Raw genomic sequence first — 21217 nt, 5'->3', positions numbered from 1 at the left:
AAGTACACCCAGTACGAGGGCTTGCACCCGGCACGCCGAGAGCACGCACCGGACGCCGCTCCTTGACGGGCAAACGTTGCCTGCCACGGCACTAGGCAGCGATGAGAGCGGCGCCGTGCCGATGCCGTGCACGCGGTAAGGAAGCCGCGTCGTAGCTCAACAGTGTGCTGTCACCGTGTCGCAGCAGGGCTCGGGCGTTGTGCATCAGGTCTGGCGGGATGGGCAGCGGGAGCAGGCCGCCGCAGTGGTCGTCGGCGCGCAGGACCACATGTGTGCCGACGGCCTCCGGACGCGGATGGTTCACCACAGTGGCGACGGCTGTGGGGATGGGGCCCGCACGGATTCCATCACTTCGACAAGCTCGGGGAAGGTGTGGATGTCGACGGGTTCGACGAGGATCTCCAGCGTGCCGCCACAGGTGAGGCCGACGGCAACAGCGTCGTCGTCACTTATCCCGTAAGTCCCCTGCGCGGGGCTGCCGTTCAGGATGGCCTCACGAGCCCGTTCGAGTACGTCGCCCTCGACGCAGCCGCCGGACACGGATCCCACGACCCGCCCCTGAGGGGTGAACACCATGGCTGACCCGGTCAGGCGCGGGGCAGAGCCGATGTCCTGCACCGGCTCAGAGAGACGTTCGGCGACGAACTCCTGGTGCGCACACGCGGCGGCTACGAACCGACCCCTCGGGGCCAGCAGATACAGTCCGAGCTGGCCGAGCTGCCTCCTCGCCTGGAAGCGCTGCTGCGCGGAGACGCCTTCGATCCCGCGACGGCGCAGGGCCACTTCCGCGTGCTCTGCACCGACTTCGCCACCTCGTTGTTCGGCCCGCTCCTCTTCCCCCGCTTCCTCCGCAAGGCTCCAGGGATCTCGCTGACCGTGGCGCCACTGAGTGACCAGTCCTTCGCCGACGTCGAGCAGGGCAGCGCGGATCTGATCATCTCCGGTGTCGTGGCACCGCGCGCGCTGCGGTGGGAGACGTTGTTCGAAGAGGACTTCGCCTGCCTGCTGCCGCGCGATCACCCCGTGTCCGGCGATCAGGTGACCATGGACGACTTCATCACATACCGACACGTTGTCGTCGACCTCTTGGGCATGGGCCAGGCCAGGGTCGAGCGCCGACTCGACGAGTACGGACTGCGCCGGCCCGAGGGCCTGCGCGTGCCCTACTTCTCCGCGGCGGCGGCCGTGCTGCCTGGCACCGAATTGATTGCCACCCTCCCGCGGCGCGCCGCCTTCGCGTACGCCGATGACCCGGCTTACCGCGTCGCCGCAGCCCCAGAAGGACTCCCGCCCTTTCCTTACGGCATCGCCTGGCATCCCCCTGTCGACGGTGACCCGGCTCACCGGTGGCTGCGGCGATTGATGCGGGAGACCGCTGTGCAGGTGACCGGGCGTGGGCCGCTACTCCACCTCGACAGCCTTGGAGGGCGTGGGCCGCGGGGTGTGACCATGCCTGCGTTACCGCTCGGCCCGTCATCTGTCGTGTATCAGTTCTGTGGCGTCAGCCCGTCCGGGGCAGCCGGAGTGTGGCGACGGCTCCGCCATCGGCGGCGTTCGAAAAGAGCAGCGACGCGCCGATGACCTGGGCCTGGCCCGAGGCGACTGTCAGACCGAGGCCGTGCCCGCGGCCGCGCTCGGTTGCACCGGTGCGAAACCGCTGCGGCCCTTCGGCGAGGAGGCTGTCGGGAAAGCCGGAGCCGTGGTCCCGGACGACGACGGTCGTGTCCTCGATGGTGACCTCGACCGGCGTGGCGCCGTGGCGGTGAGCGTTGACGATCAGGTTGGCGAGGATCCGGTCGAGTCGGCGGGGGTCTGTTTCCACCACGTCGGACGCTGCTGCGACGGCGAGCCGTGCGTCGAGGCCGGTGCGGGCCAGCGAGTCCCGGACCATGTCGGGGAGGGCGACGGGCCGTAGGTCGGCGCGTTCCACGCCGGCGTCGAGGCGGGAGATCTCCAACAGGTCCTCGACGAGGGTGCGTAGCACCCGAACCCGGTCCCTGACGAGATCGGTGGCCTCGCTCTCGGGGAGCAGTTCGGCGGAGGTGACCAGACCCATCAGCGGAGTGCGCAGTTCGTGCGCGACATCCGCGGTGAAACGCTGCTCACTGCGCAGCCGGCCCTGCAAGCTGTCGGCCATCGAGTCGACGGTGGCCGAGATCTCGGTGATCTCGTCGCCCGCCCGACCGCCTACCTCGGTTCTGGCGGCCAGGTCACCCGAGGCGATACGCCGTGCGGTGCGCGCCACCCGCCGCAGGCGCCGGTTGGGGAGTTCGGCGGCGAGGACCGACAGGGGGACGATGACGGCCAGCGCGGCCAGTGAGTACTTCCACATGTGCCGGTCCAGGGCGCGGCGGCTGAGCTGGTCGGGAACCATGTCGACCGAGATCGCCGCCAGACGGCCACCTGGCATCCGCTTGCCGGCCCACATCCGCGGCTGGTACTCGTTGCTCTCGTCGTACATGGCGCCACTCCCGTGTTCCCGCACCATCCGCACCAGGTCCGCCGGCATTTCTTCGGGGTTGTGGACCACGTCGCCGGTCCCGCTGCCGCTCTCCGCCGCCAGGGAGGTGTCCAGGGCGGTGTACGCCTTGGCCGCGCCGTCGTTCATGGACCGCTCGTACGTGCTGTAGTGCACCAGCAGTCCGACCGTCAGCGCGATGCCGCAGCACGCCGCGGCCACCAGCAGGGCGATCTTCCAGCGCAGCGAGCGCCAGAGCGGCATCCGTTTGGTTCCCGAGCCGAACGGGGCCCGTGGGGCTGCCAGGTCAGCGCCTCAGCTTGTAGCCGAAGCCGCGGACCGTCTCGATCCGCTCGGCGCCGATCTTCCTTCGCAGCCGCTGCACGCACAGGTCAACCACCCGGGTGTCGCCGTCCCAGCCGTAGTCCCACACGTTGCGCAGCAGTGTCTGCCGGTCCAGGACGATGCCGGGGTGCGCGGCGAACTCCAGCAGCATCCGAAGTTCGGTGGGGGCCAGCGCGACCGGCTCACCGACCAGGTACACCTCCAGGCCGGCCGTGTCGATGGTCAGGTCTCCGAAGAGCAGCCGGGTGCGCTGATGGCGCGGGTCGCTCTGATCGGGGCGGGCCGACCGGTCCAGCAGGCGGACCGCGGATCCCGCCGCCGCGACGGCGGGATCCGCCGGTGCCGAGGTCGGTGCGAACGTGGCGCGGCGCAGCAGCGATCGGATCCGGGCCACGAGCACCGCGGTGTCGACCGGTTTGACGACATAGTCGTCGGCGCCCGCCTCCAGACCGGACACGACATCCAGTGTGTCCCCGCGGGCCGACATCATCAGGATCGGGGCCGTGCTGGTCTCCCGGATCCGCCGACACAGCCCGATGCCGTCGAGTTCCGGCAGCATGACATCCAGCAACAGCAGGTCGTGCCCGCCCTCCCTGAACAGTTCCAGGCCCGTCAGCCCGTCACCGGCGGAGGTGACCCGGTAGCCGTAGCGCTCCAGCGCCATCGCCACCGACCTGCGGATCACCTCGTCGTCCTCGACGAGCAGGATCGCCACGGGCGCCAGGGCGTTTCCCCCGGCCACTGGAACCGACATCTCTCCCCATCGACGTAGGTGTTGAAGGACCATCATGCAACCCGGAATCCCTGCCTGCCGAATTCTGCCTCCACCGGGCCCGCGCCGGGGCTGGGTTGGCCGACGTTGTTGATCGGATCAGGATGTGCGGGTCTGGCGGCTGCTGTGCTGGTCCTGGTCACTGGGGGCGGCCGCTGCGGCGGCCGGGACGGGGCTTGGCACCAGTGAGGGTGCAGCCCTTGCGGGACAGGTCGAGCTTCGACCCCTTGGTCAGGCACGCCCCTATCGTGTAAACCTGCTGGCCATAGCCACGGCCCTGCACGGAGGTCACGGCTCCGTCCGGGCCCACCTCGCAGGGGTTGTCGTCGGTGCACTGCTCGCCGGCATCGTTGTGGGTGTTGTGGATCCCCACGACCGTGGCGCCGTCGGGGGCCAGCAGCGGCGAACCGGAGTTGCCGTGGGAGGGGGTGCAGTCCTCGCTGGTGGCGTAGCGGATCGAGCCGTCCTGCTGGTAGCCGCCCTCCCGCAGGTGCGTGACCACGGCCTCGGCAGTGCAGGCAAAACGGCCGCCGGTGTAGGCCATGGTCAGCGGGTCGCCTGTGCGCACGCGGGTGGAGGTGAGCCGGAAGACCTTCGCGCCCTCGTCCTTCAACTGCGCGTAGGTCTTGTCCAGGCGGTAGAGCGCGATGTCGGTGCCGGTCATCGTCGCGTACACCAGCCGGTTCGCATGAACGGTGGTCTGGGGGTAGCCCTGACGGTCGGCGATCGGCGCCTCACGGTCGGCCGGCTGGTCCACCAGCGCGGCTCCGGGCGCGGGCCGTTGTCCCTGGACACAGTGACCGTTGGTCAGCAGCAGTGCCGGGTCCTGCGGCCGGGAGGCCGGAGTTCTTACCACTGAGCCCACGCAGTTGCCTAGGTCCGCCGCGCCTTCCACATTCGGTATCTGGTCATCGGGAGGCACGTTGCCGCCGCTGATGATGCCGTTGATCCAGTCGGCGTGCCGGGTGACATCGGTGTACAGCGTCTTGCCGCTTTCGTCGGGGCCACTGACCACACCGGCCACCGCCCACCGGCCGCCCTCGCGGACCAGCGCCGGCCCACCGGAGTCCATGTTTGACGCAGCGACACTGCCGTCGGGGCTACCGATGCACAACTCTCCGACAGCGGATGACGGACACGCCGATGACGGCTGCACCACGGTGTCAGCCTCACGCAGCCGCGTGGGGAAACACGCGGCATTGGTGAAGTCGCCGCAGGTCATGCCCCAGCCCATGATGCGGACGGGCGTCCTGTCCGACGGCGTGGTCGAGGCGATCCGAACCGGCTTGGCCCGAACCGGGGTCCGCAGGTGCATCAGCGCAACGTCACGGCCCCAGAACCCCCCGTCGTCGTGGCTGGTCGCCAACCGGTAGTAGTGGTCGACCTCGGCGACCTCGCCTCCAGAGGTGGTGTCCAGTGCCCCGACCCGGACCTTCCAGCCACGCGGGACACCCACCTTGGCATTGGTTGGGTTCTTGCCGGCGCAGTGGCCGGCGGTCATGACCCATTGCGGCGCCAGGACCTCCACCCCACAGCCGTGTCCGTCCGGGCGCGGCGGCGCGGGATAGGACGGCTGGAACGAGCCCATGAACGAGTAAGCCCGGGCGGACTCGGTACCACCCACGATGGCCTGTGCGGGTGAGGCCGGCATCAGGGTCGCGGTCACCGCGATCCCCGCCGTCAGCACGACGGCCGCCCTTGGGCTTTTCCACTTGTGCATGAGTGACTCCCCTTTTCGTCCGCCGCCGGGCAGCGCCCTGGTGGGCTTGTACGGAGAACAGCACCCAGCCGCCCCGTCCGGCCCGATCCTGGGCCCAGCGGTCCGCCGACGGGTCTCACTCGTGTATCAGGCGCGGCACGGCAGCCGCTCAGGTGTGTATCAGTGCGCCCGAAGCCATCGCGCTGCAGCGCGCCTCCCGGGCCGCCGCCTCCAACTGCCCCGCCTGTCCAGCCAGGGTGTCCACCGTCTGGGGGCGACGGCATCCTGGCTGGCGGCGATCACACCGAGCAGCATGTGAAGCCCGGTCGCGGCACGCAGCACCTGCCAACGGGGCCGGGCCGACCTGGCGGTTCCGCGCCCTCAGCCAACAGCGGAGTGCCCCCACGCGGCACCTGCCAGCGGACGAACTCCACCTGCTTGACCGGGACGTCCACCCCATGTCGCGGTGAGCGCAGCGGCCAGGCCGACGAGGAAGAAGAAGCGAGCAAGTCGTTCGCCGGACACCAGCAGAAAAGGCGCCGGGTGCCGAACACGCCGACGGCGGTGAACTGCTGCTCCCGCCGACTCGAGCCGCCTCCTCCGTGTGGTCCCCGCGGTCTTCCGCCCTTGAGGGCGACCAGCTCGTTGGAGCCGTCGGCGCGCACCCTGATGAGCACCAGGACGCAGGCGCGGACGTTGAGGTGGATGCCGTCGGCCCACACATACACGTAGTCGACCTCCGCGAGGTCGCGGTCCAAGAACGTGGCGTGGTCGGCCTGCCACTGCTGGGTCAGCCGCGTGATCGTGGCTGGGGAGAGCCCGGCCGAGCTGTCCAGGAACTGCTCCAGGGCGGGCACGAAGTCGCCGGAGGACAGGCCGTGCAGGTAAAGCAGTGCCAGCACCTCGCTGATCTTCGGCGACTTGCGGCACGGCGGCAGGATCGCGGAGGAGAACCGCTTGCGCTCGCCCATCGCCTCATCGACGCGCTTGTCGTTCACCCGAGGCGCCTTCACCTCGACCACGCCGACTGCGGTGGTGACCTGCCGCGGTTGGTGGTAGCCGTTGCGGACCACGAGCCTCCGACCGTTCTCGTCGCGCTGGTCGGAAACGTTGGGTTCCACTGGGGTCAGTGGGCGGCCGTGGGTGCTGTTCTGGTGCACGGGCGCGTCGGTGCGTGCCGTGATGGTCTCCACGCTGACGCCTGGAGCGGTCTCGACCAGGGCGAGGCCGTCAGCGCTGGCCTGCCGACGGCTGGCGGTGTTCTCGGTCCACAGCAGCGTCCACTCGACTCCGGCCTGCCACGCCCATTCATCAACACCTCACCAGGGCACGCGCGCTGAGGTGGTCACACTGGCGCAGACGACGCCAAGCCGTCGCCCGCCGCTTCCACTGTCAGCGGCGGCGACAGGTCTGGCCGCAGCGGCATCGGGTGAGACGGGCACCCCGGCCCGCCGTGGCGGCCGCCCGACGACGCGAGCTGCGCATGTCAGGTCCCGGGTTCCGGACGCAGCTGCCCGTGCTGCCATGACCAGGCGGCGATCTCCACGCGGTTCCGAGCACCTAGCTTGAGCTGGGCGCTGGAAAGGTGCGTTTTCACGGTGGACAGGGAGACGTAGAGTTCGGCGGCGATCTCGGCGTTGGTGCGGCCGAGCGCGACCAGCCGGACGACGTCCAGTTCGCGGTCGGTCAGCGCGGGCGGCAGCTCGGCCGGGGCTTTGCGCTCCGGCGCGGTCAGGTGTCTCAGCAGCCGAACCGTGACCGAGGGCGAGACCAGGGAGTCGCCGTTCACCGCCGCTCGGACCGCCTCCACGAGGAGGGTCGGCCCGGAGTCCTTCAAGAGGAAGCCGCACGCGCCGCCGCGCAGCGCCCCGTACACGTACTCGTCCAGGTCGAAGGTGGTGACCACGACAACCCGGAGCGGGTCGGCCACGTCGGGTCCGGCCAACAGTCGGGTAGCAGCCAGGCCGTCCAGCCTCGGCATCCGGATGTCCAGCAGGCACACGTCCGGCCGCAGGCGGCGGGCCAGCGCCACCGCCTCCTCGCCGTCGGCGGCCTCGGCGACGACCGTGACGTCCGGCTGGGCGTCCAGAAAGAACCGGAAACCGGTACGCACCATCTCTTGGTCGTCAGCGATCAGGACTCGGATGGGAGGGGGGCTGGTCATGGCTCGATGATGCCTCACGTGCGGAGACTGCTGTGGTGGGTGAGTGGCTGCTTTCAGTGCTAGGTGCGAACCGGGGCTGCGGTCACCGCACAGCACCGGCCGGCTGGCGCCGATCGCGACGAACACCGTCAGCGCGCCGAGGGTGGCGCGCACGGCGAGCTGTAGTCAGGCCGCCGTGCCGACTCGGGGGAGCCGACGGTTGTGTCCGAAGGGCCTGCATTTCCGGCGGCGATCACGAGCAGGGCGCCCGGGGTGGCCGTCAGGTCGTTCTCCGTCCAGATCGGTGACCAGGGCTATGGCCTGGCCATGGACGGCAGCCTCATCCCGGGCCTGGTCATGAAGGCCGCAAGCCAGGAACACGGCACCCCTCACCGCCCGCTTGCCCCACCTGCCCGTAGCCACGCTGCGCATCCTGCCCAACCACGCCTGCGCGACCGTCGCCCAGTACCCCGGGTACCACGGCATCGCCAGCACTCGGAGCACGAACACCGCACCAGCGATCGACGCCCCCCGGGAACGTGTCACCGACTGGTGACCAACCACGGCAACGGACAGACCAGCCATTCCGTGAGCGGTTGCTGACAGGACGGCCTTGTCCAAGGGCGTAGGAGATTGCGCGTCTCGCCCTACGGAGTCACGCCGGGCGGGCGGGCCGCCGCCGTTCGTCATCGAAAACTTCATCTGTTCGTCACCGCCGAGATCCGCGAGGGCCGGCACACGCAGCGCGCCGGCGTGCTCATGCGACTCAGCCGGAATCAGCCGCGACAACGGTGTCGCTTCCGTCACGACTTCTCCACCGGAAACACTGCCCGCACCTCCCACCCGTGGCCCGGGAGAGGCCCCGCATGCAGGTCGCCGCTCAGCGCAGTGACCCTTTCGGCCAGTCCGACGAGGCCGAAGCCGCCTCCGCGAGCTGCGTCCGGCAGCCGGGTCCTCCCGCGGCCGTCGTCGGTCACCGACACCTGAAGGCGCCGGTCGTCGCCGCACAGGGCGACCCGGATCTCGTCGGCGTCGGAGGCGTGCCGCCGGACGTTCGTCAGAGCTTCCTGGACGACTCGGAAGGCGGCGGACTGTACCTCGTGGGGGAGGTCGGCCGGAAGGGCGGGATCGCGATCGAGGGTGATCTTCTGGCCGGGGGCGGCGAAGCCGTGGGTCAGGTCGGCGATGGCGGCCAGGTCGCCGACCGGGCGGCGGGAGGCGTCCGGTCCGGCGTCGCGCAGCACCCCGACCGTGCGTCGCATGGAGGCGAGAGCCTCGGTGGCCGCGTGTTCGATGCCGCCGAGCACTTGGTGGAGTTCGTCCGGGCGGGTGGTGATCATCATGCGGGCCATCTGGCTCTGCACCAGAATGCCGGTCACATGGTGGGCGACGAAGTCGTGCAGGTCGGCGGCGATGGCGAGGCGCTCGGCGCGCCGGGTCTCGCTGACGGCGACGGTACGCCGGTAGTCCAGAGCGCGCAGGTAGCCGGCGAGTCCGGCGGTGAGGCAGACCAGGACCAGCCCCACCAGCAGCATCCCTTGCGCATCCGGCCCCAGCGACCCGTAGTAGCGCGCCGGCAGAGCGAGCACGGCGCCACCATCGAGAGCGGCGCACACAAGCGCCCAACGGGGCGGGCACTGCCGCACCGCGATGGCCAGCAGGCACAGCAGGATCACCACCTCGCCCGGCCCGAACGGTACCGCCCACCCGCTCAGGGCGGAGGCCGAGGTGAAGAGGGCGGAGAAAAGGGCGGGGACAACGGTGCGCACCTGCACGGTGAGCCACGTCGGCCGGCGCGCGGCCGGCCACAGTACGGCCGTGAGCCCGACCATCAGCACCACGATGGTCGGCCACACAGGGAAGCCGACCATCAGCGTGGACGTGATGTCCAAGGCCGCCGCCATGATCAGAGCGCCGGCGACGACGCCTCGGGCGAAAACGGTTCTCATGGACATCACGGTAGGCCCGGCCCCTCGGCGCCGTGATCGGCCGAACGGCTGAGGGCGGCACGCGCCGGCCGCGAGACATTGGCCGTTCGGCCGAGGCGCCCGGGCAGTCGTGCAGGCGAAGCTGGAGCCGCTTCGCCACCCCCGTTCCCCAGTTTGTTCTTCAGGAGTGCACGATGCAGCACAGCCGGTTCATCGCTGGTGCCCTCGTCGGCGCGGTGGCCGTTGCCGCCGTCGGCGGTGGCGTCACCTACGTTTTCGCGGGCAAGGACGTCCAGCACAGCACCATCCACCCCGTGGCCCGCGCCCTCTATGTGAAGGTGGACGGCCATCTGGCCGTCCACCGCACCACCCTGCAGTCCCGCATCGAGGGCTGGTACCACCCGCTGCCCTGGCTCGGACGGGATGTTCACGACGTGTCATGCCCCAGGCACCTCAAGGCGGTGGCCGGCGCCTCGGAGACCTGCACGGCCCAGGCCGACGGCACGCGCATCTCCATCCCGGTCCACGTGGTCAAGGTCGAGGGCAAAGCCTCCGAGCCGAAGGTCACCTGGAAATTCGACCGCTGACACCGCAAGGAGGAAACCGATCATGAACACTATCCTGGCCGGACACGGCCTCGTCAAGACATTCGGAACCACCCACGCCCTGGCCGGCGTGGACATCGCCGTCGGCGAGCGCGACTCGCTGGCCATCATGGGCCCCTCCGGATCCGGCAAGTCCACCCTGCTGCACGTCCTGGCGGGCATTGTCCGCCCCGATGAGGGCCAGGTGCTGCTCCGCGGCGGACGCGACGAGAGGGCAGTCCCCCCGCCCGGAGGTCTGGGGCGCATCGACGACCTCGGCGAGAACCGCCTCAGTGCACTTCGCCGGTCAAGGTTCGGGTTCGTTTTCCAGTCGGGTCAGCTGCTGCCGGAGCTGCCGGCCGAGGAGAACGTCGCCCTGCCCTTGATGTTGGAGGGCGTCCCCCGCAGGGAGGCCGTCAGGCGGGCCCGCGGCTGGTTCGCCCCGCTGGGCCTGGACGGGCTGGAAAAGCGCCGCCCGGGCCAGCTCTCCGGCGGGCAGGCACAGCGCGTCGCCATCGCCCGGGCCCTCGTCGTCGAACCGGAGGTCGTCTTCGCCGACGAGCCCACGGGCGCCCTCGACCAGACGACCAGCACCGAGGTCGTACAACTGCTGACCTTCGCCACTCGTGAGTCCGGTGCCGCCCTGGTCATGGTCACGCACGATCCCGACATCGCAGCGCACTGCGCCCGGATCCTCCAGGTCCGCGACGGACGCGTCCACAGCTACGAGCAGTTCACGACTGCGTGACCACATACGCACCCTCGGAGACACGCCTCATGCGATCCCCTGTACTCCCACTCACCTGGCACTTGGCCCATCGCTCCGGCCGCCGCGGCCTGCAGAGCCAGTTGATCGCGGCCGCAACCGCCGCCGTCGGCGCACTCGTACTGCTGATCATGCTTGCCGCCGCCTTCGGCTCGGGCAGCCGGGCCGAACGCACCTCCTGGCGCGCCCCGCACGCCGCACCGGCCGGGCAGGCGACGGCCGTCCAGGCGATGACCACGACATTCGTACGTCACCAGCCACTGACCGTCGTCAACCTCGCTCAGCTGCCCGGCCGCAGTCCCACCCCGGCTCCGCCCGGTCTGCGCGGCTTTCCGAAGAAGGGCGAGGTATACCTCTCCCCAGCTCTGGCGGAACTGGTCCACCGGCTCCCGGGCGGCCAACTCGCCGCCCGCTTCCCGAAGCCGGCTTCCTACGGAACGATCGGCGCCGCCGGCCTTGCCTCTCCCGACGAACTGGTCGCGGTGATCGGAAGGGCGCCGACCGACCCCACCGTGTCGAAGGCCGCCGAAGACGGGGACATATTCGACACGGGCCTGACCGAACGTGCCACGGTGGCCGGCTTCACAGGGAGCCGACCGAGTCAGCTGACCTCAAGCGACCAACGGACGGTACTGCTGGGCGCGGTACTGCTGGTGATTCCCGTGCTGGTACTGGTGTCGGCGGCGGGCCGCCTCGGCGCCGCCCAGCGCGAGCAGAGACTGGCCGCCCTGCGCCTCGCCGGCGCCACACCTTCGCAGATCATCGCCATGACCGCGGTCGAGGCGACGGCCGTCGGTGCGGCCGGAGCGCTGACCGGGGCACTCGCCTACGGGCTCCTCGTGCCCGCCTTGGCACAGGTGCCGTACGGCATCGGCGGCTGGTACACCGGCGATCTGTGGGTCGGCCTGCCCTGGCTCCTGACCGTCGTGGCCACAGTGACAGCTCTCCTCACCGTCAGTGCGATCTCGATGCTCCGCCAAGTGGCGAGTTCCCCCCTGGGAGTGGCCCAGCAGGCCACCCCCCGCCGCACCCGGATGATCCGCCTCGTACTGTTCGCTGCTGCCCTTTGCTGGATCCTCGTCACAACGCAGGCCGGCGACAGTCTGACCACTCGCCAACTGGTGGCCTTGTTGATCGTTTTCTACAGCGCCTACTGGATGTTCGGGCCCTGGGTCGTGGACCGGCTCGGACGGATCGCCGGACGCCTCGCCCGCCGTCCCGCGACACTGCTCGCCGCCCGCCGTCTCAGCGACGATCCCCGCGGCGCCTGGCGCACCGTCAGCGGGCTGGTCCTGGCCGGGTTCGTCGCCGGCTTCTTCTCCGTCGGCGCAACTGCCTTCGACACCAGCGGCCACGAGGACCAGGTCGCGATCGCGACGGCTGACACCACGAGTGCCCGGCACGCCGCCGAGACGGCCCGCGCCCTCTTGCGGCAGGCAGGTGTGACCGCGCGCGTCTCTGTGAGCGGCGAAAACTCCGACAACCTGCTGTTCGGCACCCCGGGCGTGATCGCCGAAGTCCCGGGCGGTCCGGAACGGCTCGATGCCACCGTCACTGCGCTCGCTCCCGCGGCAAACGGCGCCTACCCCCTCACCCAGGACTACCTGTCCGCCCAGGACATCGTGGTCGTGGACCGCATCACCTCCGTGAGCACCGCCACTCTGGGTCTCAGCTTTTTCGTTGCCGCTTCCTCCGCCGGTTTGACCGCCGCCGCGAGCGTCCTTGACCGCCGCCGTATCTACGGCCTGCTGCGTCTGGCCGGTACACCCCTGAAGGTCCTGGACAGAGCCAGGACCCGGGAGACGGCCATCCCGCTCGTCGTCCTGGCCGGCGGCACCATCGCTGCAGGCGTTTACGGCGCCTACCAGCTCAACAAACTGGTGGGCGCCTCCTTCAATACCTCCGGCGCCATCGAACTCGCCGTCTGTACGGCCGTCGGAGCCCTGGTCATGTTCGCCGCGATCGGCGGCAGCCGGCCACTCCTGCGCCGGGTGACCGCCGACCGGGAGCAGAACGCCGAGTGACGACGGCGCTGGAGCCCGGAAGTGGGGCGGTCCGGGCCGGGCCCTGCCTGGTGTGGCCCTGTTGCGCTTGCTTGTAAGCCCACCTGCGGCACACGACACAGCGCTGCGGCCCGGTCCCGGGCCGTGGCGTTCAAGAACACCTCACTGTCGAGATAAAGGGCAATTCGCCTATATCGGACGACGCCGGGACACCGCGACCGGTAACGTCCTGGGCCCCAGTCGTCGCAGCCAGCCGGAACGCGTCGAGGCGGTGACGACGCTCGACCTGGGCCCTCTCTGCGCGGCGAATTGGCCATTATTTCCTTCTTGTCCTCCGGTCACTGCGCCGCCGCCTCCCGCCGTAGGCGCCACGGCCTCTTGAAGTTTCCCCGTGATCTTGGACACGGTGTTGTTATGCCGCGAGGGCCTGATCTTGCCGATAGCGCAGGCGTGTCTCGTGGGGCGTGAGGTAGCCCCAGTGGATGTGTTTGCGCAGGCGGCGTCTGTTGTAGAAGGTCTCGATGAAGTTGAAGATGTCGGCGCGGGCGGTGGCCCGGTCGGGCCAGAAGCGGGTGCCGATCTCTTCTTTGAGGACCGCCCAGAAGCTCTCCGCGGCGGCGTTATCGAAGCAGCTCCCGGTCCGGCCCATGCTTTGCCGGCGCCCCAACTCGCCAATTCTGGTGTGTAGTTGACCGGAGGTGTATTCCATCCGCGGTCGCTGTGGATCACGCATCCCGGTTCCAGGCGGCCCAACGCGGCGGCCATGTCCAGGGCGTCGACGGCTGGCTCTACCTCGCCTCCTGGCTGGATCTGGCCACGCGCGAGGTCATCGGGTACTCGATGGCCGACCACCACCGGGCCGAACTCGTCGGTCCCGGTTGACGGCCCTCATATGGGGAAGGTCGACGGGATTGGATACTGGTTCTCAACGAAGGCACGGATGAGGAGCACGACCAGTGACCAGCGACAATCGCATAGGACCGCCCAGTTTTGGCAGCGAACGCGACATGTTGCGGGCTTTCCTCGACTACCACCGCGCAACCCTCGCCATGAAGTGCGAAGGGCTCACCGACGAGGAGCTGCGACAGCAGTCGATGCCGCCGTCCACGCTTTCGCTGCTCGGTCTGGTGCGGCACATGGCGGAGGTGGAGCGTGCTTGGTTCCGTCGAGTGTTCGAGGACCACGACGCGCCCATGGTCTGGTCCGACAAGATCGACTTTCAGGCGGCGTACGACGCGAGCGCGTCGACCAGGGATGAGGCGTTCGCGGCCTGGGAGGCTGAGGTGGAGACTTCGCGCCGTATCGAGCGGGAGGCCAAGTCCCTGGACGAGGCCGGGTATCAGCCACGAGGTGGCGAGGAGGTGTCGATGCGGATGGTGATGGTGCACGTGCTCCTGGAGTACGGCCGCCACAACGGGCACGCGGACTTTCTGCGTGAGGGTGTCGACGGGGCCGTGGGCGCCTGAGTCCGTGGGAGCCAACGAGCTCCACATGCTGATCCGTTCCAGAGAGTCGCCCGCGAGAGTGGAGGGAGGGAGCCCAACGTCAGGTGCGTGAAGGCAGAGTTGGACTTCCTCACATCGTCGAGCGTCTCACCCACACCCCTACCTGCCTACTCCAGGCGGGCTCGCAACGGCCCGCAGACCGCACCCGGCACACTGGCCCCCAGCCCGCGTGTGTCACGCCCGCCCAGGGCCCCGCCACACCGGGCCGGTCGCCGTGCTGTCCGGCGGCTCGGCCTTCAGCGCGGGGGAGACCTTCACCCAGGCCCTCAGTGCCTGTGTCACATCCTCTTTCCGCAGGTCGGGAGGTCTTGGAGCTGGGTGCTGATCGGTTTTGCCGTTCGGGTGGGCGTCGATGGACGCTGACGCGAACGGCAGTCGGAGGGTCGTCAGGCGGCGGCGGCGAGGGGAGTTGGGACCGCGTCGGTTCGGCGGTTGCGTCGGGTGAGGCGGCGGGTCATGAGGGTGATGAAGGCCCATTGGACGTGGGCTTCGGCGTGGGACATGAGGCGTTCGTAGTCCCTCGCGTTGCGGCGGGCCCGCATCGTCCACGAATTCGACCGTTCAACCACCCAGCGCTTGGGCAACAAGACGAAGCCCTTGGCGTCCTTGGGCTGGGAGACGACCTTGACGGTGATGCCCAGGGTGGTCTGGGCCCAGGCGGCGAACTCGTCTCCGCCATAGCCGTTGCCCGCCCGACCAGCACGATCTCGGGGTGCTCGGCATGGAGGCGGGTCAGCAGGACGCGTGCGGCGTCCCGGTCCTGGACGTCAGCCGGGGTGACGAGCAGGTCGACGAGAAGGCCGTCCTGGTCAACCGGGAGATGCCGCTTCCTCCCGTTGATGTGTTTGTCCGCGTCGTAGCCGCGCGTCGCCTCCGACACGGTCTCCGCGCCCTTGACGGACTGGGAGTCCACGATCACCCGGACCGGCCAGGGGCACCGCCGTCGCCGCAGCCGCAACCGTCGCCGAAGGTGATCGAGGACGTGCCGCAGGACGCCGGCCTTCGCCCAGCGGGCGAAGTATCCGAACACCGTGCGCCACGGAATGCCGAAGTCAGCGGGCAGAGCGCTCCATTTCGTCCCGTTATCGGTGATGTAGCGGATGGCGTCGACGACGCGTCGGCGGGGCCACTTCTCCAGGGCCCCGCCCTTGGCTGTCTGGCAGGCGGGGGTGGGCAGGAGCCGTTTCCAGGAGGGCCCATTCGAGGTCGCTGGTGTCGGAGGGGTAGCGGTAGCGGGGCAGGTCCAGGGTCATGACGGGGTGCCGGGCCGCGACCTGAAGGAGAGGGCCAACTGCGGGGCGGTCGCGGCCCGTCGCCTTTCTGGGGGTCACTCCAGGTTGGCGAGGAGGTGCAGGGTGGACTCGATCGCGCCCATCTGCGCCGTGACCGTGCGAAGGGGTCGTCGGGCTTCTTCTTCTGGTGCGGCAGGAGGATCCCGGCGATGAAGTTGGCGTCCCGGTGGTCGATGGACTCGAAGAACGCCCGCTCGTAGCCGATCCAGACCTCGGGCGCGTCTTCCAGCATCCGGTAGCCCCACGTCTTGTCCCAAGTCACCGGCGGGAGCCCCTTCGCGGCGGCGACCTGGCGCAGGTGCGCGAGCCCGGTGTGGACCTGAGCGCGGGTGCGTTCGGTGGCCGCCATCAGCTGGACGATGGTCAGGCCGGCGGGACGGGCCTCCAACAGGGCGGACAGCACGGCTTCGGCGTGGACGTGAGCGGGAACGCCCCGCCCCATTGCTACTCGCCCGAGCCCTTCAGCAGCTTCTGAAGCTGCTCGTCCAGGTCGACCTCGCCGCGCATGGCGGCGTTCTCGATCCAGTCGGCCGCGGCGCGTACCCGTGCCAGGCCGCGTCCGATGGTGTCGCGTTCGGCATCGTCGTAGTGCTCGCCGCGCAGGTTCGGCACGATCTGCCCGGCCGTCGCGACGAACTGCGCGCAGGCCGCGACCAGGTCCATGAACTGCGCGCTGTGCTCCATGCGCTGCAACTGCGGGGCAGCTTCCTCGTGTACGAACTGGGCCTGCTGGCGGAAGCGGCCGAACTGCGCCTCATTGACGGCGTGCCGGGCCGTGTCGTCGGCCATGGCCTTCGAGGCGATCGCGGGACGGCGCAGGAAGTCGGTGGTCACCCGGCGGCGACCGCGTCGTCGGAGGCCAGGTCGTGGATCGCCTCCACCTTCTCCTGGACGCTCTCCGGGGAGTCGACCTTCCAGCCCACCACGCGCTTCGCGCTGTCGTGCGTCCACCTCGCCGGCCCGCCGCGCGGGTGGGGCGGGGGTTGCTGACCGCCTCGAAACGTTCCTGTTCACCGGGGATGCTGGCCAGAACTTTGTGGATGGTGTGCGAGACGTCCGCCTGCCGGCGCTCCTTCGGCCAGCGCGAGGACACCCACCGATAGCTGCGGACGGTCGTGTAGGCCAGGCCGACATCCTCGGCGAACATCCGGATCGCCTCGCTGACCGTGAACAACTCCTCGCTCCCCGACGGGTTCGCGCCCCCGTAGGAGCGCATCGGCTCGATCTCCGGAGCGGCGTCCCCGAGCTGCCACTGGACGCTGCTCATCGTCTCGACCCAGTCCCGCCCCAGCTTGACCAGCTCGTCGTAGCGCTGCCGGGTCACACTGCCGACCATCCCGGTCATCCAGACACCACCCCCACGAGTCTCGGGGACAACACCCTCGCGCGCCGTCAACTCGCCCTGGGAACCCTTCACTTCGCACCATCCGACCGCCTCGCCCGGCACGGAAAGGCGTACGGCCCCGGCGCCCGAAGCAGCACAACCGGCGCCGAACGCGCAGGCTCACACCCCGCCGGAGGGCGCGCGCCGCGTGTGCCAGGCCCGTTTGCGGCAAGCGGGAGAGCAGTAGACCGCGGAGACCGGGCGGTCGACAGCGACCATCCACACCACCCCGCACTGCGGACACGAAGCCGTCACGCCGGCCTTCACCGCCTCGGTCCGAGCCCTCGCCCCGGCGCATCCGCCGCCAGTGCCGCGACCGGCACGCGTCCCCGCAGAACACCGCCGTCGACTTCGCCGACGGCATCAACGGCCCACCGCACCCGCGGCACAACCGCGGTCCGCGAACCTCATCCTTGATCACGGTCAGCTTCAGCCGAGGCGCACCGTCCCTGCCCATGCAGCCACCGTACGAAGCGAGAACAGCCGTTGGGAGCCCCACCGCTGAGCTACCGCTCAGCCGCCTGGCGTGGCGCTCGCTCGGATACTCATGCTGATCTCGGGCGGGAGTCCGCAGTCTTGATCATCCGTCATGTCATTTGGTCGAGCTGTCACATCTGGGTCATTGAACCCAACCCGGCCAGCCGGGCTGCTCATGCCAAACAGCCTCACGGCCGGAACGGCGTCCGCGAGGGGCGCAGCCAGGTCTCCGTTGTATGTAGTGTGCGGAAATGACGAGAAGCGAGCGGCTCGCGGAGCAACTGGACTGGTACTGGCACAAGAACCTGCGGCCACGGCTGGACGGTCTTACCGACGAGGAGTACTTCTGGGAGCCGGTGCGCGACTGCTGGAGCATCCGCCCACGTGGCACGTCGGCCGCACCGATGTCGCAAGGTTCGGGGGAATGGACGATGGACTCCGCGTCCCCTGCCCCGGTGCCGGTGCCGGTGCCGGTGCCGGCGCCGGTGACCACGATCGCCTGGCGGCTGGCGCACATCATCGTCTCGTGCCTGGGCTATCGGGCCGGATGGTACTTCGGCGGCCAGGACGTCGACTCCCAGACATTCGCCTACGCGGGGACCGCTGACGAGGCGCTGAAACAGCTCGATGAGATGTATGGGAGATGGAACGCGGGGGTCCGCGAGCTCGCGGACGCTGACCTGGAGAACCCGCCCACGGTGGGTCCCGAGCGGTTTCCCATGGAGAACAGGGTCCTGCACGTCAACAGGGAGCTGATCCATCACGGCGCCGAGATTTCCCTGCTGCGCGACCTCTACCGCTGGCTGGACGGAGCCGCACCGCGCCGAACATGACTTTCCGGTAACCGGCGATCGAGCTTCGGGAACTTACGTGGACTCCGTGACGCTCCGGGGCTGCGAGCTTCAGTGAAGCTGCGCCCTCTTGAAGATCCAACGAGCCGTTCGTTCAAGCGTCAAGATCACCGTCATGTCATGTCGGCCTCAGGAACAGGCACTCATGGACCGGCGCGGCAAGAGGGCCCGAATCGGGCAGCCCACACAGGGCGTCTTCGCGGACGTCATGCCGCGCAAGCTCCCCAACGGCATGTCGGCCTGGCTGCCGAACGAGGAGTTCCTGACGCGGTCGGGCAGGACCTTCGACGGCACGGGCATTCCGCCGCACCTCACCGAGCCGGTCGTCCCCAAGGAGGAGTTCTGCAAGAAGCGGGACTCGGCCTTCGACACGGCCGTGTATGTCCTGCGGAACTACGGTGCTCCCACGAGCTGACGCAGGAGCATCCGGGCCGGGTGACAACCCGCGGGAGATAACGGAAAGTCACTACCACGCTCAGGAGCATCGACTATTCGCGACAGTCGAATACGCGAGCTCACCAGTTCCAGGTGCGGGAAGGCGCCGCTGAGCCTGAGCACGGTAGGTGTCGTATGTGTGCGGGAGCCGACCTGGTTGGCGAATCACCACGTCGGCTTCTGGTGGATGACGCCGCCCACTCGTCGTGAGCGTCGGCGCCCGGTGGACCAATTGCGTTTGCCCTGTGGCAGGCACGGCCATACTATCGGCGTAGTCAAATTTGACGAGTCGTTTTCACTACACCACAGGAGCCCGCGTGATCCTGCCCCAGACCGGCTACGCCCCCAGCGCCGAGGACCGCGCGAGCCTCGACGCCTGGTTCGAGGAGTACGACGGGCACTGCGTCAAGAACAACATCGAGCGCATGGCGGACATGGCTGTCTTCCCGCTCAACCTGATCAGCGACGACTCCGCGGGCAACGGCAGGTCCGCACAATGGGACCGCGGACAGTTCACCGCGACCATGTCCCACGTCATGGGGGACGGCAGCCAGGAGATTGCGTTCCGCAACACCCGCACGCCCGTCTTCCTTTCTGCGTCCACCGTCGTGGTGTTCACCCACTCTTCGGTCACCGCGGGCGATGAGACCCATGAGATGGACTATGCCGACGTACTCGTCCGCAGGGACGGCACCTGGGCGTTCCAGACGATGATCCAGAGTGGCTGGGGCGACAACCTGTAAACCGGGGCCGCGGGGCAGCGCCCCCACAGGGCAACCTCACACGCTTCCCCACACGTCGAAGCCGTCGCTCCACAACCTGCCGCGAGGTCCTCCAGGCGCCGGGCGGGGCGAGCACGTAGCTGCTGGAGCAGCCCCGCCCTCGCCGGTCGGCTGCAGGCCCTCGGCCTGGGCGCGGCCGACCAAGTCATCGATGAGCTGGTCGTCCACCCCCTTCGCCGGCTACGGCTCAGCGGCCTTGACGGACTCAGCCTCGGTCCCGTTGTCGCTGGTCATCGATGCATCTTCTTTGATCAGGAGTTACATCGATCGTTTTACAGTCCTACAGCGGGCGAGGTCGTCGAGGCTGGGTGAGAAGTCTGGAACGTGGGACGGGGGGTGCCTCTATGTCTTTCGTCAAGCGAGGCGTGGGGTTCGGGGTTCGGGGTTCGGGGAAGGCTCCGTCTCGGAGCATCGCGAACAGGACGCTGATGCGGTGGCGGGCTAGAAGACTCATGAAGATCTTGTTGAGGGGCTGCCCGGCCGGAGGCCGGTGGCCGGTGGCCCCTCTTGGCTATGGGGTGGCGGGGGTGAGGTGCCAGGCGCCGCTGGTGCGGGTGAGTCCGAGGTTGATCAGTCGGCGGAGGTTGAGGCGGCGCGGTGGTGGAGCCAGATGTTGTTGGCGATGACGTCGCGGTAGGGGACGCGGCGGTTTCCCTTGGCGACGAGCCAGGCGATGGCGCGTTCGACGGGTGGCCGCCATCTGCGGTATTCGTCCTGCCAGGCGGGGTCGGTGGCCGCCTGGTGGCGGGCGGCGGTGAGCAGTTCGTGCTGGGGGTGGACGTTGAGGGTGCGTCCGGTCTTGGAGGTGGTGCAGCGTCCGCGCAGGGGGCAGTCGGCGCAGAGGCGCTTGAACTGGGCGGTGCGGGCGCCGTCGGCTTTGACCTGTCCGAGGTTGGCGGTGTGTCCGGCCGGGCAGGTCGCGGTGCCGGCGGCCGGGTCGATGTGGAAGTCGTCGATGGTGAAGCCGCCGGGGATGGCCTGCCGCAGCGGTGGTGGTTTGATCACCAGGGTGTGGCCGTCGGCCTGCAGGTGTGCGCGGGTCGCCGGTGCCGTAGGCGGAGTCGGCGAGCACGGTTAACTCCTGGCCCTCATCCTCGTCGGCCAGCAGCTCGCGGGCGACGGCGGCCTCGTGGTTGTCAGGGCCGTAGCCGCTGGTGAGGGCAACGGCGGTGAACAGGCCGGTGTCCGGCTCGAAGGACGCATGTCCTTTGAAGCCGTCCTGGTGGCGGGTTCGGTTCTTGTGGATGTGCCGGGCGTCGGGATCGACGGTGGACACCGTCCGGTCCGTGACCGTGCGCTTCGCGATGCGCCAGCGGCCGTCGCGGCCGTCGGAGTCCTCGGCCGGTTCCACGTCCTGGCCCGCGACCAGGGCCAGCAGGCCCACCGCGTTCGCCGCCCGCTCGCCCAGTTCCTGTTCGGGCAGGTGTCCGAGCAGGTTGAGGGCGTCGGTGACCAGCGCGTCGACCAGCGCGGCCCGCGCTTGCTCGTCGTCCCAGGCGATCCTCGGCTTGCCCGGGTCGGTGTAGTCGTGCGCCGTGAACCACTGCGCCGCGATCTCCTCGCCTGCGGGGACCTCGCGGATCACCCGGCGGACCGCGGAGATGATCTGGGTGACGGTGTCCTGGGTGGCCACCGTCGTCCAGGACGGTGGAGTCCAGTGCCCGGCGGTGCTTTCCCTTGAGGACCCCGGTGGCCTTCACGACTTCACGCACGGCCTCAAAGACCCGGTTCGGGCGGGTGGAACGGCCCAGACGACGGCGGAAGTAAGCCAGCAGCGACGGATCGAACGCCAT

General features: G+C 69.3%; 15 protein-coding genes and 8 pseudogenes. 10 read left to right on the top strand and 13 right to left on the bottom strand.

The annotated features are described in order from the left end of the window. Positions 1 to 300: 300 nt before the first annotated feature. Positions 301 to 618, bottom strand: a complete 318-nt coding sequence (locus ABTX62_RS36115; RefSeq protein ID WP_352120140.1) for an XdhC family protein — start codon at positions 616 to 618, stop codon at positions 301 to 303. A 33-nt stretch (positions 619 to 651) separates the two neighbouring features. Between ABTX62_RS36115 and ABTX62_RS36110 the strand changes: the two genes are divergently transcribed. Next, positions 652 to 1581 carry a LysR substrate-binding domain-containing protein gene (locus tag ABTX62_RS36110; protein WP_352120139.1) on the top strand — a complete coding sequence of 310 codons (930 nt, stop codon included), beginning with the start codon at positions 652 to 654 and terminating at the stop codon, positions 1579 to 1581. Here the strand turns inward: ABTX62_RS36110 and ABTX62_RS36105 are convergent. The 6 genes and pseudogenes from ABTX62_RS36105 to ABTX62_RS36075 form a co-directional block, all read right to left on the bottom strand. Then, positions 1502 to 2722 (bottom strand): ATP-binding protein, encoded by a 1221-nt coding sequence (locus tag ABTX62_RS36105; protein ID WP_352120138.1) that lies wholly within the window; start codon positions 2720 to 2722, stop codon positions 1502 to 1504. The genes ABTX62_RS36110 and ABTX62_RS36105 overlap by 80 nt on opposite strands. A 43-nt stretch (positions 2723 to 2765) precedes the next feature. Beyond that, positions 2766 to 3557, bottom strand: a complete 792-nt coding sequence (locus tag ABTX62_RS36100; protein ID WP_352120137.1) for a response regulator transcription factor — start codon at positions 3555 to 3557, stop codon at positions 2766 to 2768. Between the two features lie 157 nt (positions 3558 to 3714). Then, complete coding sequence (locus ABTX62_RS36095; RefSeq protein WP_352120141.1) at positions 3715 to 5226, bottom strand: trypsin-like serine protease; 1512 nt, start codon at positions 5224 to 5226, stop codon at positions 3715 to 3717. A gap of 668 nt (positions 5227 to 5894) precedes the next feature. After that, positions 5895 to 6380: pseudogene (locus ABTX62_RS36090) on the bottom strand (transposase); the annotation flags it as partial. Between the two features lie 380 nt (positions 6381 to 6760). Then, a complete protein-coding gene (locus ABTX62_RS36085) occupies positions 6761 to 7438 on the bottom strand; it encodes a response regulator (RefSeq protein WP_352120136.1) in 678 nt (225 codons plus the stop codon). Positions 7439 to 8220: 782 nt separating this feature from the next. Beyond that, positions 8221 to 9366, bottom strand: a complete 1146-nt coding sequence (locus ABTX62_RS36075) for a sensor histidine kinase (protein WP_352120135.1) — start codon at positions 9364 to 9366, stop codon at positions 8221 to 8223. 173 nt (positions 9367 to 9539) lie between these two features. On the opposite strand from ABTX62_RS36075, the gene ABTX62_RS36070 reads away from it, so the two are divergent. The 3 genes from ABTX62_RS36070 to ABTX62_RS36060 are packed head-to-tail and all read left to right on the top strand — an operon-like array spanning position 9540 to position 12719. After that, entirely contained in the window at positions 9540 to 9932 is a 393-nt protein-coding gene (locus tag ABTX62_RS36070) for a DUF4333 domain-containing protein (RefSeq protein ID WP_352120134.1), read from the top strand. Positions 9933 to 9954: 22 nt separating this feature from the next. After that, the gene (locus tag ABTX62_RS36065) at positions 9955 to 10677 is read left to right on the top strand and encodes an ABC transporter ATP-binding protein (protein ID WP_352120133.1); all 723 of its coding nucleotides are present in this window, start codon (positions 9955 to 9957) and stop codon (positions 10675 to 10677) included. A 29-nt stretch (positions 10678 to 10706) separates the two neighbouring features. Further along, a complete protein-coding gene (locus ABTX62_RS36060) occupies positions 10707 to 12719 on the top strand; it encodes an ABC transporter permease family protein (RefSeq protein ID WP_352120132.1) in 2013 nt (670 codons plus the stop codon). A gap of 391 nt (positions 12720 to 13110) precedes the next feature. Here ABTX62_RS36060 and ABTX62_RS36055 read toward each other — a convergent pair whose 3' ends face one another. After that, entirely contained in the window at positions 13111 to 13407 is a 297-nt protein-coding gene (locus ABTX62_RS36055) for an integrase core domain-containing protein (RefSeq protein WP_352120131.1), read from the bottom strand. 11 nt (positions 13408 to 13418) lie between these two features. Here ABTX62_RS36055 and ABTX62_RS36050 point away from each other — a divergent pair, with 11 nt between their 5' ends. The 3 genes and pseudogenes from ABTX62_RS36050 to ABTX62_RS36040 form a co-directional block, all read left to right on the top strand. After that, positions 13419 to 13580 carry a hypothetical protein gene (locus ABTX62_RS36050; RefSeq protein ID WP_352120142.1) on the top strand — a complete coding sequence of 54 codons (162 nt, stop codon included), beginning with the start codon at positions 13419 to 13421 and terminating at the stop codon, positions 13578 to 13580. A gap of 74 nt (positions 13581 to 13654) precedes the next feature. After that, positions 13655 to 14164: a DinB family protein gene (locus tag ABTX62_RS36045; protein WP_352120130.1), complete on the top strand. Its 510-nt coding sequence runs from the start codon at positions 13655 to 13657 to the stop codon at positions 14162 to 14164. A gap of 132 nt (positions 14165 to 14296) precedes the next feature. Further along, a pseudogene (locus ABTX62_RS36040) lies at positions 14297 to 14471 on the top strand (S41 family peptidase); the annotation flags it as partial. A 247-nt stretch (positions 14472 to 14718) separates the two neighbouring features. Here ABTX62_RS36040 and ABTX62_RS36035 read toward each other — a convergent pair. From ABTX62_RS36035 to ABTX62_RS36020, 4 pseudogenes are all read right to left on the bottom strand, one after another. Then, positions 14719 to 14874, bottom strand: a pseudogene (locus ABTX62_RS36035) (IS5-like element IS4811 family transposase); the annotation flags it as partial. Between the two features lie 41 nt (positions 14875 to 14915). Continuing rightward, a pseudogene (locus ABTX62_RS36030) lies at positions 14916 to 15380 on the bottom strand (transposase); the annotation flags it as partial. A gap of 559 nt (positions 15381 to 15939) precedes the next feature. Further along, a pseudogene (locus ABTX62_RS36025) lies at positions 15940 to 16424 on the bottom strand (DUF6192 family protein); the annotation flags it as partial. Between the two features lie 104 nt (positions 16425 to 16528). Further along, positions 16529 to 16642 (bottom strand): annotated as a pseudogene (locus ABTX62_RS36020) (DUF6192 family protein); the annotation flags it as partial. A 965-nt stretch (positions 16643 to 17607) separates the two neighbouring features. Here ABTX62_RS36020 and ABTX62_RS36015 point away from each other — a divergent pair. From ABTX62_RS36015 to ABTX62_RS36005, 3 genes and pseudogenes are all read left to right on the top strand, one after another. After that, on the top strand, positions 17608 to 18189 hold the full coding sequence (locus tag ABTX62_RS36015) for a DinB family protein (protein ID WP_352120129.1): 582 nt from the start codon (positions 17608 to 17610) through the stop codon (positions 18187 to 18189). Positions 18190 to 18340: 151 nt separating this feature from the next. After that, a pseudogene (locus tag ABTX62_RS36010) lies at positions 18341 to 18622 on the top strand (S41 family peptidase); the annotation flags it as partial. A gap of 337 nt (positions 18623 to 18959) precedes the next feature. Continuing rightward, the gene (locus ABTX62_RS36005) at positions 18960 to 19385 is read left to right on the top strand and encodes a nuclear transport factor 2 family protein (RefSeq protein WP_352120128.1); all 426 of its coding nucleotides are present in this window, start codon (positions 18960 to 18962) and stop codon (positions 19383 to 19385) included. Positions 19386 to 19935: 550 nt separating this feature from the next. On the opposite strand, the pseudogene ABTX62_RS36000 reads toward ABTX62_RS36005, so the two are convergent. Beyond that, a pseudogene (locus ABTX62_RS36000) lies at positions 19936 to 21217 on the bottom strand (transposase); the annotation flags it as partial.

This window comes from Streptomyces sp. NPDC096046, assembly GCF_040303285.1.
In the GTDB taxonomy this organism is placed as follows: domain Bacteria; phylum Actinomycetota; class Actinomycetes; order Streptomycetales; family Streptomycetaceae; genus Streptomyces.
Note: the sequence above shows the minus strand (reverse complement) of the source record. Positions and strands in the feature narration are given on the sequence as shown.

What these genes read in the sequence shown, in the direction of transcription:
- ABTX62_RS36105 (WP_352120138.1), bottom strand. Translation starts at nt 2,722, where the DNA reads ATGCCGCTCTGGCGCTCGCTGCGCTGGAAGATCGCCCTGCTGGTGGCC.
- ABTX62_RS36100 (WP_352120137.1), bottom strand. Translation starts at nt 3,557, where the DNA reads ATGTCGGTTCCAGTGGCCGGGGGAAACGCCCTGGCGCCCGTGGCGATC.
- ABTX62_RS36095 (WP_352120141.1), bottom strand. Translation starts at nt 5,226, where the DNA reads ATGCCGGCCTCACCCGCACAGGCCATCGTGGGTGGTACCGAGTCCGCC.
- ABTX62_RS36085 (WP_352120136.1), bottom strand. Translation starts at nt 7,438, where the DNA reads ATGACCAGCCCCCCTCCCATCCGAGTCCTGATCGCTGACGACCAAGAG.
- ABTX62_RS36075 (WP_352120135.1), bottom strand. Translation starts at nt 9,366, where the DNA reads ATGAGAACCGTTTTCGCCCGAGGCGTCGTCGCCGGCGCTCTGATCATG.
- ABTX62_RS36070 (WP_352120134.1), top strand. Translation starts at nt 9,540, where the DNA reads ATGCAGCACAGCCGGTTCATCGCTGGTGCCCTCGTCGGCGCGGTGGCC.
- ABTX62_RS36065 (WP_352120133.1), top strand. Translation starts at nt 9,955, where the DNA reads ATGAACACTATCCTGGCCGGACACGGCCTCGTCAAGACATTCGGAACC.
- ABTX62_RS36060 (WP_352120132.1), top strand. Translation starts at nt 10,707, where the DNA reads ATGCGATCCCCTGTACTCCCACTCACCTGGCACTTGGCCCATCGCTCC.
- ABTX62_RS36055 (WP_352120131.1), bottom strand. Translation starts at nt 13,407, where the DNA reads ATGGAATACACCTCCGGTCAACTACACACCAGAATTGGCGAGTTGGGG.
- ABTX62_RS36015 (WP_352120129.1), top strand. Translation starts at nt 17,608, where the DNA reads ATGACGAGAAGCGAGCGGCTCGCGGAGCAACTGGACTGGTACTGGCAC.